Genomic DNA, 13,363 nt, shown 5'->3' with positions numbered 1-13,363 from the left:
GAAAACTGTGTTTATCCAAATGGTCTGCTCGCTAAGATTATGCATTGCAACTTGGTAAATAAAATTTAAGGCACAGCCTACTGGATTTTTCTCCGTAAGTTGTGCCTTGTTTTTAGTTATATATTACTTGTATATATTACTTGCTCGTTCACAATTTCCGTTGCTCGATTGCGAATGTTATTCACCTTCCGCACCCACAATATTGGGTTATCCGATTTCAATTTTTCCGTAACATTTTCTTTTTCGGCAAGGTCTTTTGCCAACCGAGAAAAAAGATTTTGAGCCTGTTTCTCAATGTCGGCAAGGTATGAATTGAGTTTACCGCTTGTCAGCAAATTGTAGTAACGCACTTTATGGTTTTGCTTCAAATATCGTTTGTGCCTCATTGCCCATAGACCAATATTCGTTTCTTTTTCTTCCGCTGGCAACGAAAGATTAGGCAATAAATAGTCGCCGACCTGCGTATAAGTACCACCGTTATTTTCAAAAATTGTTTTCATATTAAAACCTCCTTGATTTTAGTAAGTTTATTATACGAAAAACAAAGTAAAATTGCGAATGTGCGGATTATTGTTTGAATATGATGTTCGACTATCGGTAAAACTGTATTTCGCCAAATCCTATATGAACATCCGCACCATAGAAAAACCGCACTATTAAGCCATTTTCAGGCTCTTTAGTGCGGTTTATTGTTTTTGAAAATCACCGCAAAAACCCGTTAAAAATCATATAAAATTCTAAAAATGTTAGGCAAATGTTAGGCAAGTAAAAACTCCAGAATACGGCTTGTATCCTGGAGCTTTTTACTATAATATAAAAGATATTACATTTGATGAGCTTTGCGAATAAAATAAAAGCCCCCTCAAATACCAAACGGTAGTCGAGGGGCTAATCTTATGTATTCTTATTCTTCTGATATTTCCGGCAAACCTGCAACACTTGTCAACAGCGAAAGAACTCCCGAAAGTACACTTGCCGAGGCGACCGCAACCCAATTCACATCGCTTAACACGGCAGATACACCGATAACCGAAATTGCTGTTTGAGCAACGGTTTTTACTGCTCTTATGCCTGCACATTTTGCCCACAATTTCCAATTTGTAATTTTTTTCATATTATTACCTCATTATTTTTTCTCAAGGTCTGCAATTCTGTGATTTGCAACTTTGATTTCTTCAACTGTAACGGCTGAATTTTTTTCAAGATTAAACACTCGCTCTTGCAAATGATTGTATTTATCTTGCTTTTGCTCAAGTTTATCTATACGATAAACAATAAGCGATTTTGTTTTTTCATTTTCGCTCTCTTGCTTTTTTCGATTTGAAACATTGATAATTAGCTGACAAATAATACTGCCGCAAGCAACAATGAGCGATGTAATAATTTCCGTTGCCATATTAACACCGCCAATTAAGACAGAATAAGCTGTAATCTGTCTATGTAACAGTCATATGCACCTGCATAGCCGTCTTGTCCGTTTGATGTTTGAATATCGTGCTGCCAATCAAAATACTCTTTGTTAATTTCTGATACACGGTATTTTGCAACAAGATACTTGCCGATACTGTTTGCAACATTTTCAGGAGTTGTGTAATATACTTTAATTGCATCAATTTTACTGCCGTCACCTGCATAACCGTCTTTGTAATCATTAATATTGTAACCGCTTTTTTTGATTGTTTCACAAAATAGTTCTGTAATCTCTGTAAGTTTTGTTTTGCCGAGTTTAACTTGCGAATTATCTTCCAAATCATAATAAATCGGCATATCAAGAGATTTGTTGTTAATGCACTCAAGAATCATCATATTTTCACTTTTTGCGTTTTTGTAATGGCTTTCAAACATACTGTCTTTCTGACTTGATTCTCTGCCATAGCCTGTCCTTATAATGACTGCTTTTATACCGTCATTTTTCATTTTGTTGAAATTAATATCTTTCTGAAATTCAGAAATGTCAACACAAGATATTTTTGTCGTATTTATGCCTCCTTAACAAAGTTTATAACTAAACTCCTTGATGTCGATAGCAGCGGTGTTCTGAATGGCATTACCGGATATATTGGTAGCCGATAGCTTTGTTATGTAAAGTAGCGGATATACGGTTATATCCTTATCCTTATATTTGCTTATGTCAAAAGCAATATTTTTTGTAATATAGCTTGTGTTAAAGATTATATTCGTTTTACCGTAGTCCAACGATGAATCTAAATATTCGTAAACAAGTTTGCCCGCTTCGTTTTTATAAGAAACCTGTACGGCAGGGAAGATTCCGAATGCTTTGTATTCACTTACTTTTGCGGTAAGTTTCAGATATAATACTTCATTTGTATTATTTTTTAAATTAATTTTGTAGCCTCGTCTGTAAGCAACTTTTGCAAAATCTATGTTATTGATATCTTTTAGGTCGTCAACGGTATATGTCGGTAATTCCGAATAATCGTTAAGATTAAGTTTTAAAATATCCGGATTTTCGGAGAGATTATCTGTTACTGTAAGGTAATTTAACCCATCGCTGTTTTTCATATAGCTGTTGATGACAGGAGAAATCATTTTTATGTCAGTCATAGATTTATCTGTTACTGTTTCGCCGTTAATTTTAATTATATTAAGCGGATTGTCATATTTCTGCTTAAGAGTGTTATACTCGTTTAAATTTGTATAATTGAAAAATTTATCTTCTTTATTTTCTTTGTTTTTGTCTGTATATGTATAAACATACGGCAAAAAACAAACATTGTACATATCCGGACCTTTGAGAGAATCACAAACAGATACATCAATAATATTGTTAATGTTGTTTTTGCCGGCAATTCTGATAGAACTCTCTTCAAATGAGTTCCAATAATCATAGCAGCTTGTTATATTGCCTTGAATATAATTGTTGTGATTATTATCAGTTAAAAGAATACCGGCGGCATTATTTAACGGCTTTTCTCCGTTTTTAAGTCTTGAACCTGAAATAAAGTTATTGGCAAGGCTTTGAAAACCTGTAATTACACAACTTTTGCAATTAGTCATCATAAGTCCGTGTCTGCCGTTTTGCTGTACAGACACATTACTTAAATTAATACAAGAGGCATTACTTAAAGTATTATCCATATTTACACCGTCGCCTCTGTTACCCCATGATTTTATATTTGTGCCGTTAAAGCCGCCAATATTAATTTTAATACCGTGTTTGCGGTTCTGATGTGTATCAAGATTTACAATTTTATTTCCGTATCCTCCGTTGTACAAACCGCACTCGCCGTTTTCGTATGTACGAATATTAGAAAGATGACAGCCGATACATGTAGTTTCCAATTTTATTCCGGACAAAGGGCAATTGGAAACATTGATGTTTTCAATTGTGTTATCGGAAGAATTACTGTTGCTTATTTTAATACCGTGATATTTGTAATCATCTTCTGAAATTTTACCCTTAACCGAAAAAGAGCTTAGAGTGCAGTTTGATGAACCGGTGATATGAATTATACAATCGTCATTTTTATATTTATATTCATTCGTTTCACTGTCTTTATCATCATTGTGTTTGATTATGGTTTTGTTAATACCCGCACCAAAGATTTTAAGGTTAGATTTTTCAATTGTTAATTTACCGACTTTATAAATACCTGCGGGAATATATACTACCTTATTTTCTTTTATTGCTTTTTGCAGTGCGTCGGTATCGTCGTTTACGCCGTCACCTACAGCTCCGTAGAACTGTGGAATTGAGAAATACGATGAGTATGAAAATGTTACAGCTTTTGTAGAAGTCAAATCGTTATACTTGCAAAGAGTACCGTCGGATGTCAGAATAAAGCGTATGTTATTAACGATTGTCATAATGAACGAAATTTTGTTATTTTCGCCGTTTCCTATTTCTCCCGTGTAAAGTGTGTCACTGTCAATGTAAGTCAGCAAGTCAGTTACTGAGTTTACAGTTCCTACATTGCAGTGCTTTTCGTAATTTTCAAGATTGTTGTTAGTCATATTTATACCTCCAAATAGATTATTGTATAACTTTAAAAGTTACTTTGCTTTCAAAAAATTAGCAGATAATTTATTTAAATTATCTGAATAAAGTATTATAATTATCTCGTAACTTTTCAAGTTACTTTTATTATAGCAAGCGTTTTGTAACTTGTCAAGATATTTTAAACAGTGTTGCATAAGATTTTTTCTTGACAAGTTACTTTTGCGGCTATATAATTATGGAAATGATTAATTTAAACACAAAAAGGTGATATTATGACTGTTGGTGAGCGTATAAAAAAAATCAGACAACAAAATGCGATTTCTCAAACGGAGCTTGCAAATGCCTGCAAAATAAGTAAACAAACATTATATAAATACGAAAATAATATAATAACCAATATACCGTTTGATAAAATAGAATTGATAGCCGACTGTTTATCTACATCTCCGTCTTATATAATGGGGTGGGCGGAATATGATTTAAGCAATGTAAAAAATATTGAATCTATGCCGGAAATGGTAAAAGTACCTTTAGTTGGTACAATTGCCTGCGGTGAGCCTATACTTGCGCAGGAGAACATTGAAGACTATATAAATATGCCTGAAAAAACCAAAGGTACATTTGCACTAAGATGTAAAGGCGATAGTATGATTAATGCTCGCATATTTGACGGAGATATAGTATTTATAAGGGAACAGCCGGAGGTAGAAAACGGAGAGATAGCAGCGGTACTCATTGACGATGAGGCTACTTTAAAGCGTGTATATAAAACAGAATTCAGCATAGAACTCAGACCCGAAAATCCTACCTTCAAATCGCTTTATTATCAAAAAGATGAGATGAACAAAGTCCGTATTCTGGGCAAAGCAGTAGGCTTTTACAGTAATGTGTTGTAATATTTTATACTCGATTATATCAACAAAAATAATCGGTAATCACTGATTAAAAAAATTTATTAATTATAAGAAAGAAAACCAAATACTTTGACAACAAAACGGTAAAATCAACGCAATATTGTAAAACAAAATTAATTATGCCTACACAATTCGACATACCATTTTTTGGTAATGTGATATTATAATGTCACAGGGACAAACCCCTGATGCTTAAAAGACACGGGATGGTAAGGTTGACTTTTTTATTTAACAATGATAACAAAATCACTGAAATACCAATAATAAGAATACGACCTAACAAGGCTCAGCCTCGAAAACAATTTGACGAAGCCTCTCTTACATCATTATCGCAGTCCATAACAGAAAACGGTATCTTGCAGCCGCTGACTGTCAGAAGGGCAAGTCAAAGTGAATATGAGCTGATTGCCGGTGAACGCCGTCTTCGTGCGTCGGTTATGGCAGGACTTAAAAAAGTGCCGTGCATAATCGTTAAGTGTTCTGACAAAGAGTCTGCGATCTTTGCTCTCCTTGAAAATCTACAGCGTAGCGACCTCGGCGTGTTCGAGGAAGCTCGCGGGATTTCAAGACTTATACGAAGATTCGGACTTACTCAGGAAGAGGCGGCTCAAAGGCTTGGCAAAACTCAATCTACCATAGCCAACAAACTCCGACTTTTGAGGCTTACATACGAAGAACAGGAGCTTATTATTTCGGCAGGTCTTACGGAGCGCCATGCCAGGGCATTACTCCGAATAGAAGACGAGGGCAAAAGGCGAGAAGTCCTAAGCAAGGTAATAGCTCTTAATCTTAACACTCAACAGACCGACAATCTTGTAGGCGAAGTTTTGAATGACTGCCCAAAGCATATTAAAAGTATGGGAAGCAGTAAAGCGGTGATAAAAGATGTGCGAATTTTTGTAAACACCATCAACAAAGCGGTAGATACAATGCGCCTTGCAGGTATTGATGCCAAAGCAGTCAAAAGTGAAAACAACAACTATATCGAATACACAATTAAAATTCCCAAAAAAACCGCAAGCGATAATAAATCCGCTTAAATTTACTAACAAGAGGGTGCGAAAGCATCCGTTCCACTCATACCCATTTCCTTATCTAAACCCCTTGCAAACAGCCGTACAGTGTAAAAAACTGTACGGTTGTTTGCGTTCGCAATTAATAATTTTTTGCCGTTTCGTTCAAGCCGCCGAACAGCAGGCTGTTCGGCTACAGAAAAATTTTGTTAGCAGACAGTATCGTTGGCTTTGCCCACACCCACAACTTTTGAAAGGGGCGACCAAACTTTCATAATTGTAACGGACAAGGTATGAAAATTTTGACATTATTATAAGTCGGTGTTAAAATAAAATTACATTATAATGAAAAGGAATGATTTGTATGTCTAAGGGAGATATTGCAAAGCAAAATTTTATGAACGGTTACAATTGTTCTCAAGCGGTTTTGCTTGCATTTTGCGAGGATTTTGGACTTGAAAAAGAAACGGCATTAAAAATTTCCGAACCGTTCGGCGGAGGTATGGGCAGAATGAGAGAAGTTTGCGGTACTGTTACAGGTATGTTTATGGTGATAGGTCTTGCAATGGGTAATGACAATTCTAAAGACAATACCACAAAGAAAAATGTTTATAAATCGGTTCAGGAGCTTGCCGCAAAGTTTAAAGAAGACAACGGCTCTATTATTTGCAGAGAACTTTTAGGTTTTCAGAAAAACAATAAGGAAAGTTATGTGCCGTCAGAACGCACCAACGAATACTATAAAAAGCGCCCTTGCCCCGAACTTTGCAAGTATGCGGCAGATATTCTTGAAGAATATCTTAAGAAAGAAAACCTCATTTAAACAACTGTTATTATATAAAATATATGATTTTGTGAATTGTCAACCAAAATTCAATTGCAGGTTGACAATTCGGCAAAACCGAGTTATAATATTGTCAACTTAATAAACCAAATAGGTTGACGATAAGGAGAAAGAACAATGTTAGAGGTAAAATCAAAGGCAACATCAAAAAGCAAAGCCGCTTTGCTTGATTTAGTATTTGTGGCACTCTTTGCCGCTGTAATGACAGTTTGTGCGCAAATTCAGATTCCGTTCGGAGAAGTTCCGTTTACACTTCAAACTCTCGGTGTATTTATTGCAGCGTCATTACTCGGTTGGAAAAGAGGTACACTCAGTGTTATAGTTTATGTACTTCTCGGTCTTGCCGGTGTTCCTGTGTTTGCAGGTTTCAGCGGAGGTATAGGTGTACTTTTCGGACCGACAGGCGGATATATTATCGGCTTTATTTTTACAGCTTTAATTGTAGGTCTTATGACAGAAAAACTCGGCAAAAAACTTTGGGTTGAAATTGTTTCTATGATTTTGGGCCTTGCTGTTTGTTATGCATTCGGCACAGTATGGTTTATGTTCCAAATGAAAATGGGACTTGTTGAGTCACTTTTACTGTGCGTAGTTCCTTATCTTATTGCTGACGCACTCAAAATTGCATTTTCAGCTGTATTGGTAAATCGTCTTGACAAAGTTATCAAGCTTTAATCTGCGACCGCACCACAGCCTTTGCATACAATTTTTCGTAGGAAAAGGCTACAGCAGTGATTTTGTGCAGAATATGACAAATGTAATTGAATATCTGAATAAAGAAAATCCGCTGATTACCTTAACGGGCAGTTGTAATGATGTTCTTTGCAGTAAATGCCCGAATAATAAATCACAGCTTTGTGCCGATAATGATAAAGTGGCAAGTTTTGACAATGCTTGTCTGAAAGAATATAATTTAAAAATCGGTGACGAAATCGAGTGGCTTGCGCTTAAAGATATGGCAAAAAGCAGGATAATTTCACAAGGAAAACTTAGTGAAGTCTGCAAAAATTGTCAGTGGAAATGTTACGATATTTAATAAGCTTACAACATCCCCATATAAAAAATCCCTGTTCAGCGCTGAACAGGGATTTTTGCTGTCTGTTAATTTTTGTTGAGTTGAGAGTAAAAGATTATTGTTTAGAAGAATGCTTCGCCAATCAATTATAAAAGTTTGGTCAACCTTTTCAAAAATAAATAATTCTGTTTTAATGGCTGTCGCCTGTTTTTTCAAACTAAGTGCAAGCACGCAAACAGCGTGACTGTTTGCGCCTGATAAATTAGATATTATGGGCGCTGCCCAAACCCCGCAAGCCTTTAAAAAGGCTTGACCTAAATTTTATTAAACCGTCTTTTTATTAGCTTTTGCGGTAAGTTTTTCAATTTCTATCACAAAAACATCTGTGCGTTCAAATGCGCTTTTTATATGGTTTTCACCGTCTTCCGCAAATTCGGGAGAGTATTTTTGCACCAGAAGCCGCAGTGCTTTTTCTTTTTCGGTAACCGTTTTTGACGCATAACCAAAGGCAATGGCACTTTCATAACCTGTTGTGAATTTTTCGGAAATAACATCTGATTTTGTAACGACAGTAAACGAAACTTTGCCCGAAAATCTTAGGTTATCCTGTTTGTGACCGACATTTTTGGCACAGTGAAAGTAGATTTTGCCGTCATCGTAAGCGTAGTTTACGGGTACGCCGTACGGATAGCCGTCTGCGCCGATGGTAGAAAGCACACCGAAGCTACCCGATTTCAGAATTTCTAAGGCGGCATTTTCGTCAACTGCTCTGTCTTTTCTGCGGATTTCATAGTCTTTCATATTAATCAACTCCAAGATTGTTCATTACCATACCTGTAATCATTTTTGGATAGAAATATGTGGATTTCTGCGGCATTTTTTCTCCTGCGGCGGCAACATCACGAATTTCGGTAACTCTTGTAGGGTTGAGTACAAATGAGCATTGGAACTCGCCTTTGTCAACTCCGTCAATTGCCTCTGTAAAGAATTTTGTGTATGTAAGGTTAATCTGTTTTGCCATATTTTCCTTGTCAATTCCAAAGATTTTTTCAAGAATAAGTGTATGGAGAACAGAAACATCAAGCGACTGTGACGCCTTGCTTACATTGGGGAGCATTTGGCTCATAAAGTCGATATTTTTGAGTGTCAGCAAGAACCATTCGCCCTTGCCGCAATAGAAACCGAATGCTTTTTTGCCCTCGTCATAGAGTTTTTTCAAATCTTCCTCCATGGTGTCCGTGCCTTCTTTTTCGTCTATGTAGAAGAATTCGGAGCTCTTTTCGAGTACCGCCTCTTTGTCAAAGTTCGGTAAATCTCTCACAAGGCGGTGGGTAGGGAATACCACAAGTCCCGGATGCTCCATATCTACGAGGTAAATCATCTGGAAGTCCTGCGGATCGCCCGGCTTTGAAATGCCGTTTTCTCTGCAATAATTTCTGTAATTGAGAGCGGTTTCGTATCTGTGGTGACCGTCGGCAATATATAGTTTTCTGTCTGCAAAATCGGCAACAAGCTTCGCAATGATTTCTTCGTCGGTTTCAATCCAAAGGCGATGTGTAACACCTGTTTTGTCTGTAAATTCAAGGTCGGCTTTTGCCTTTGACTGCTCATCAATGGTAGCGAGAGTTGTATGTTTTTCGTCCATATAGAGAGCGTAAATCTGACTGAAATTGCAGTTTGTTGCTTTCATAAGATTTAAACGGTCTTCTTTAGCCTTTGAAAGGGTAAATTCGTGCGGTAAGATAATGCCTTTTGAAAATTCTTCAAGCTGAACTCTCGCAATAATGCCCTTTATGCTTTTGCGTGTGTTTCCAACGGAAAATTCTTCCTCGTAAATATAGATAGCAGGCTTATCTTCAATTTTCAAAATGCCTTTATCCTGCCACATTTTTAAAATATCGCTTGCGCAAGCGTAAGGATTTTCACCCTCTTTTGGCAATTCAAGACGAATAATGTTGTATTCGTTTTCTTTAATAAAAGCAAGTCTTTCTTGCTCGCTGATTATGTCGTACGGAGGACAGCAAAGAGAGGAAATTTCGCCTGCCTTTGCGGTGTTGTATCTCATACCTTTGAATGCTTTAATAACTGCCATAGCCGTTACCTCCAATTGAATTAATAAAATTCCCGAACGAGGAATATAAAATTATAAGAATTATAAGTAAAAATAATACTATCATATATATTGTACCACGAATATGTAGGAATTTCAATAAATTTGTTGTAAAAAGCAGTGCTTTTATATACTTTTTGAATAATACAGAAACAAAAATTCTTATAAAATTAAATGAAAAGATTGACAATACAGATATAATATGATATAATATCACTTGCGTAAAATAAATACGCGCCAATAGCTCAGTTGGTTAGAGCTACCGGCTCATAACCGGTCGGTCCGGGGTTCGAGTCCCTGTTGGCGCACCAAGCAAAAACCGCATTAGAAAACTGTTTTTCAGCTTTTTAATGCGGTTGTTTTTATATCGTGATACACAGAAATACAAGTAAAAACAGTGTACTACAGAAAAAATGCATTGCAATAAATTTAAAAAAACGCTTGACTTTTGAGTTCTGAAAGAACATGATATAATTACACTCAATAGAGGTGAACAAAGACGAATAGACTGCAAGCGTCAGAAAGGAGATTAAAATGAAAGAAGATATGACAAGACTTGAGATACTTACTTTATTGCTATCTATCAAAGCGTTGCTTGACAGTGATAATATTGATAAAGCAAAAGAGTTAATTGATGAAGTAATTGCCGAGGCAAAAAGAACAAGCTCTGACGATTAAATCAGAGCCTTATATTTAATATCAAGAGAAAGGAAGTTATATTTACGGCTTATATTAAAAAAACAGATAACCCCAAAATGGGTAGACCGAGTGAAAATCTTACTCATGATATAAAAGTTAGGGTTGATGATGAATTAAATTCTCAAATTGAAAAATACGCAGTCAAATGCACTCTTTCAAAAGCGGCTGCAATAAGAGAGATTTTATCATCATTTTTTGCACAAAATTAAAAGGTACTATTCTGAATATCTGGGCAACAATAATAAATTATGGTTTAGCAAATTGATTTGCCAATCAATTATAAAAGTTTGGTCGACCTTTTCAAAGGTCGTGGGTTGTGGGCAAAGCCCACAAATACTTTCCGTTTATGCAATCTAAGGATAGCCAAACAGCCTGCTGTTTGCGCCTGATAAATTGTTATATCGGAAGATTTTATGGGCGCTGCCCAAACCCGCAATTTTTGAAAAATTGAGTAAACTTTTTTTGTTTTTGGGAGGATAATTTAGCGTTAGCTAAATTTCAATGCCCGACCGACACTCCGCCAAACCATAATTTATCCTAACTTTTGATAAAAAGCCAAAAAAGAAATGCAGATAGGGAAGAACCCTGTCTGCATTTCAGATTATAAAGAGGTCGGACAAAAATGACCTTAATATAAAATTAATTTAAAAACTGAAAAATTCACCTAATCAGTTGTTATTCTTCAACTGTTTCAATTTTTTCTTCAGCTTTAGTTTCCTTAGTTTCTTCCTTTTCTTCGACTACAGGCTTTTCATCGGTTTTTTCTTCTGCCTTGCTTTCAGCTTTTGCGGCTTTTTCAGCCTTTGCTTTCTTAAGAGCGGCAGCCTTGCGGTTTGTAGTCTTTTCCTTCTTTGGCTTTTCGGGTGCAGGAAGTTCCTTGTCAAGCTCAATGTAGATTACAGAAAGCGGTGCAAGCGTAATGTTGATTGAGTACGGAAGATCGTGATCGGCTGCATCCTGTGCCTTTAATTCGCCCTCGTTTACGATACCGCAACCGCCGAATTCCTCTGCCTCGGAGTTGAGAACTTCTTTATAGATACCAAACTTCGGAACACCGATTTTGTAGTTCTCACGGAGCATTGGCTGGAAGTTACATACAACAATAACTTCGCTTCCGTCATAAGCAATTCTTCTGAAAGAAATAATGCTATGCTTGTAATCGTCGAGCGCAATCCACTGAAAACCGTTCCAGTCGTAGTCGTTTTCGTGCATTGCAGGTGTATCGCAATAGAATTTATTTGCTGTAGCAAAGAAGTGATTAAGCTGACGGTGCTTTTCGTAGCCGAGCAAGTTCCACTGGAGCTGTTCGGTAGAATTCCACTCGTCAAACTGTCCGAGCTCACTGCCCATAAACATAAGTTTTTTACCGGGATGAGCAAGCATATAAGCAAGGAATCCTCTTACGCCCGCAAACTTGTTGTCATACAGACCCGGCATTTTGTTGATAAGCGAGCCTTTGCCGTAAACAACTTCATCATGAGAGATAGGGAGCATAAAGCTTTCGCTGAATGCGTAAACCATACTGAATGTAAGAGTATCGTGGTGATAATTTCTGTAAAGCGGGTCAAGGCTGATGTATGAGAGCATATCGTTCATCCAACCCATATTCCACTTGTAGTCAAATCCAAGTCCCATATCCTTTGGCGGGAAACCGGTAACATTCGGCCATGCTGTGCTCTCTTCGGCAATCATCATAGCTTCCGGGTGGAACATATGCACAACAGTGTTAAGCTTCTGTAAGAAATCAACAGCAACAAGATTTTCTCTGCCGCCGTAGATATTTGCAAGCCATTCGCCGTCTTTACGGTTGTAGTCAAGGTAGAGCATAGATGCAACGGCGTCAACTCTGATGCCGTCAATATGATATTGGTCAAGCCAGAACATTGCGGATGAAAGCAAGAAACTTGCTACTTCGTAACGGGCATAGTTAAAGATATATGTACCCCATTCCTTGTGTTCGCCGATTCTCCAATCCTCGTATTCATAACAGCCTGTACCGTCAAATCTGCCAAGACCGTGCTCGTCCTTGGGGAAGTGAGCAGGTACCCAGTCAAGAATAACGCCGATACCTTCCTGATGACATTTGTCAACAAAATACATAAGGTCTTTAGGAGTACCGTAACGGGAAGTTGCCGCAAAGTAACCTGTTACCTGATAGCCCCAGCTACCGTCAAACGGATATTCTGTAAGAGGCATAAACTCAATGTGAGTGTAGCCCATTTCTTTTACATAAGGAATAAGCTCCTCGGCGAGCTTTCTATAGCTGAATACATTGCCGTCCTCGTATTTTCTCCAAGAACCTGCGTGCATTTCATATACATTGATAGGAGCGTTCTTGTGCGGGTGAGCTTTCTTGTGCTCAAGCCACTCGCTGTCGTTCCATTCATAACCGTGAATTTCATATACACGAGATGCGTTATCAGGTCTTGTCTGGCAATGGAATGCATATGGGTCGGTTTTCATTACCTTTTGCATTGACGGAGTTTCTACGCAGTATTTATAGCAAGCATATTCCCATACACCCTCAATAAACAATTCCCATACGCCTGAATTGTCGATTTTATACATATAGTTTGCATCGGGGTTCCAATCGTTGAAATCACCTACAACGGATACGGAAAGTGCGTTTGGTGCCCATACTCTGAACACAACGCCGTCTCTGTCGCCCCAGTTTACAAAATGAGAGCCCATAAATTCATAAGCTGTAACAGATTCGCCCTGCAAAAACTGTTCAAGCGGAGTTCTTTTGTCATTTAAACTAAAAGCCATTTATATATCCTCTTTTCTTTAAGAAATTTGGGAAAAGG

Annotated in this window: 15 protein-coding genes and 1 tRNA gene; 8 read left to right on the top strand and 8 right to left on the bottom strand. The window is 37.2% G+C overall.

The genetic code is table 11. The features are described 5' to 3' along the window. Positions 1-116: 116 nt before the first annotated feature. The 5 genes from H8R91_RS06970 to H8R91_RS06950 all read right to left on the bottom strand — a co-directional run bounded on the left by H8R91_RS06970 (position 117) and on the right by H8R91_RS06950 (position 3,975). Positions 117-500 (bottom strand): TnpV protein, encoded by a 384-nt coding sequence (locus H8R91_RS06970; RefSeq protein ID WP_186935419.1) that lies wholly within the window; start codon positions 498-500, stop codon positions 117-119. Positions 501-904: 404 nt separating this feature from the next. Continuing rightward, positions 905-1,114, bottom strand: a complete 210-nt coding sequence (locus tag H8R91_RS06965; protein WP_186935418.1) for a holin — start codon at positions 1,112-1,114, stop codon at positions 905-907. Positions 1,115-1,126: 12 nt separating this feature from the next. Further along, on the bottom strand, positions 1,127-1,396 hold the full coding sequence (locus H8R91_RS06960; protein WP_186935417.1) for a hypothetical protein: 270 nt from the start codon (positions 1,394-1,396) through the stop codon (positions 1,127-1,129). 14 nt (positions 1,397-1,410) lie between these two features. Further along, entirely contained in the window at positions 1,411-1,953 is a 543-nt protein-coding gene (locus tag H8R91_RS06955; RefSeq protein WP_366477364.1) for a glycoside hydrolase family 25 domain-containing protein, read from the bottom strand. Between the two features lie 36 nt (positions 1,954-1,989). After that, positions 1,990-3,975 carry a glycosyl hydrolase family 28-related protein gene (locus H8R91_RS06950; protein ID WP_186935416.1) on the bottom strand — a complete coding sequence of 662 codons (1,986 nt, stop codon included), beginning with the start codon at positions 3,973-3,975 and terminating at the stop codon, positions 1,990-1,992. A 258-nt stretch (positions 3,976-4,233) separates the two neighbouring features. Here H8R91_RS06950 and lexA point away from each other — a divergent pair, with 258 nt between their 5' ends. From lexA to H8R91_RS06925, 5 genes are all read left to right on the top strand, one after another. Beyond that, positions 4,234-4,857 carry a transcriptional repressor LexA gene (gene lexA, locus H8R91_RS06945; protein ID WP_186935415.1) on the top strand — a complete coding sequence of 208 codons (624 nt, stop codon included), beginning with the start codon at positions 4,234-4,236 and terminating at the stop codon, positions 4,855-4,857. A 233-nt stretch (positions 4,858-5,090) separates the two neighbouring features. Next, positions 5,091-5,915, top strand: a complete 825-nt coding sequence (locus H8R91_RS06940) for a ParB/RepB/Spo0J family partition protein (RefSeq protein ID WP_243237782.1) — start codon at positions 5,091-5,093, stop codon at positions 5,913-5,915. 337 nt (positions 5,916-6,252) lie between these two features. After that, a complete protein-coding gene (locus tag H8R91_RS06935) occupies positions 6,253-6,711 on the top strand; it encodes a C-GCAxxG-C-C family protein (RefSeq protein WP_186935414.1) in 459 nt (152 codons plus the stop codon). A gap of 138 nt (positions 6,712-6,849) precedes the next feature. Then, positions 6,850-7,407: a biotin transporter BioY gene (locus H8R91_RS06930; RefSeq protein ID WP_186935413.1), complete on the top strand. Its 558-nt coding sequence runs from the start codon at positions 6,850-6,852 to the stop codon at positions 7,405-7,407. Beyond that, positions 7,385-7,768 (top strand): DUF1284 domain-containing protein, encoded by a 384-nt coding sequence (locus H8R91_RS06925; protein WP_186935412.1) that lies wholly within the window; start codon positions 7,385-7,387, stop codon positions 7,766-7,768. Before H8R91_RS06930 ends, H8R91_RS06925 begins: the two co-directional genes overlap by 23 nt. Positions 7,769-8,071: 303 nt before the next feature. On the opposite strand, the gene H8R91_RS06920 is transcribed toward H8R91_RS06925, so the two are convergent. Together H8R91_RS06920 and H8R91_RS06915 are read right to left on the bottom strand one after the other, a co-directional pair. Beyond that, positions 8,072-8,548 carry a pyridoxamine 5'-phosphate oxidase family protein gene (locus H8R91_RS06920; protein ID WP_186935411.1) on the bottom strand — a complete coding sequence of 159 codons (477 nt, stop codon included), beginning with the start codon at positions 8,546-8,548 and terminating at the stop codon, positions 8,072-8,074. A gap of 1 nt (position 8,549) precedes the next feature. Continuing rightward, positions 8,550-9,839: a DUF1015 domain-containing protein gene (locus H8R91_RS06915; RefSeq protein ID WP_186935410.1), complete on the bottom strand. Its 1,290-nt coding sequence runs from the start codon at positions 9,837-9,839 to the stop codon at positions 8,550-8,552. Between the two features lie 252 nt (positions 9,840-10,091). Here H8R91_RS06915 and H8R91_RS06910 point away from each other — a divergent pair. The 3 genes from H8R91_RS06910 to H8R91_RS06900 all read left to right on the top strand — a co-directional run bounded on the left by H8R91_RS06910 (position 10,092) and on the right by H8R91_RS06900 (position 10,765). Next, positions 10,092-10,168 (top strand) — tRNA-Ile (locus H8R91_RS06910). A gap of 223 nt (positions 10,169-10,391) precedes the next feature. Beyond that, entirely contained in the window at positions 10,392-10,535 is a 144-nt protein-coding gene (locus tag H8R91_RS06905) for a hypothetical protein (RefSeq protein WP_186935409.1), read from the top strand. A 77-nt stretch (positions 10,536-10,612) separates the two neighbouring features. After that, positions 10,613-10,765 (top strand): CopG family transcriptional regulator, encoded by a 153-nt coding sequence (locus tag H8R91_RS06900; protein WP_186935408.1) that lies wholly within the window; start codon positions 10,613-10,615, stop codon positions 10,763-10,765. 466 nt (positions 10,766-11,231) lie between these two features. On the opposite strand, the gene glgB is transcribed toward H8R91_RS06900, so the two are convergent. Beyond that, a complete protein-coding gene (glgB, locus tag H8R91_RS06895) occupies positions 11,232-13,325 on the bottom strand; it encodes a 1,4-alpha-glucan branching protein GlgB (RefSeq protein ID WP_186935407.1) in 2,094 nt (697 codons plus the stop codon). Between the last annotated feature and the right edge of the window lie 38 nt (positions 13,326-13,363).

Origin of the sequence: Ruminococcus intestinalis (genome assembly GCF_014288065.1) — a bacterium.
Classification (GTDB): Bacteria; Bacillota; Clostridia; order Oscillospirales; family Acutalibacteraceae; genus Ruminococcoides; species Ruminococcoides intestinale_A.
The sequence above is the reverse complement of the archived record's forward strand: the minus strand, read 5'-3'. Positions and strand labels throughout refer to the sequence as shown.

Excerpts from the sequence above, each read along its gene's own strand:
- H8R91_RS06920 (WP_186935411.1), bottom strand. The coding sequence starts at position 8,548 with ATGAAAGACTATGAAATCCGCAGAAAAGACAGAGCAGTTGACGAAAAT.
- H8R91_RS06965 (WP_186935418.1), bottom strand. The coding sequence starts at position 1,114 with ATGAAAAAAATTACAAATTGGAAATTGTGGGCAAAATGTGCAGGCATA.
- H8R91_RS06915 (WP_186935410.1), bottom strand. The coding sequence starts at position 9,839 with ATGGCAGTTATTAAAGCATTCAAAGGTATGAGATACAACACCGCAAAG.
- H8R91_RS06970 (WP_186935419.1), bottom strand. The coding sequence starts at position 500 with ATGAAAACAATTTTTGAAAATAACGGTGGTACTTATACGCAGGTCGGC.
- H8R91_RS06930 (WP_186935413.1), top strand. The coding sequence starts at position 6,850 with ATGTTAGAGGTAAAATCAAAGGCAACATCAAAAAGCAAAGCCGCTTTG.
- H8R91_RS06935 (WP_186935414.1), top strand. The coding sequence starts at position 6,253 with ATGTCTAAGGGAGATATTGCAAAGCAAAATTTTATGAACGGTTACAAT.
- H8R91_RS06905 (WP_186935409.1), top strand. The coding sequence starts at position 10,392 with ATGAAAGAAGATATGACAAGACTTGAGATACTTACTTTATTGCTATCT.
- H8R91_RS06950 (WP_186935416.1), bottom strand. The coding sequence starts at position 3,975 with ATGACTAACAACAATCTTGAAAATTACGAAAAGCACTGCAATGTAGGA.
- lexA (WP_186935415.1), top strand. The coding sequence starts at position 4,234 with ATGACTGTTGGTGAGCGTATAAAAAAAATCAGACAACAAAATGCGATT.
- glgB (WP_186935407.1), bottom strand. The coding sequence starts at position 13,325 with ATGGCTTTTAGTTTAAATGACAAAAGAACTCCGCTTGAACAGTTTTTG.
- H8R91_RS06900 (WP_186935408.1), top strand. The coding sequence starts at position 10,613 with ATGGGTAGACCGAGTGAAAATCTTACTCATGATATAAAAGTTAGGGTT.
- H8R91_RS06960 (WP_186935417.1), bottom strand. The coding sequence starts at position 1,396 with ATGGCAACGGAAATTATTACATCGCTCATTGTTGCTTGCGGCAGTATT.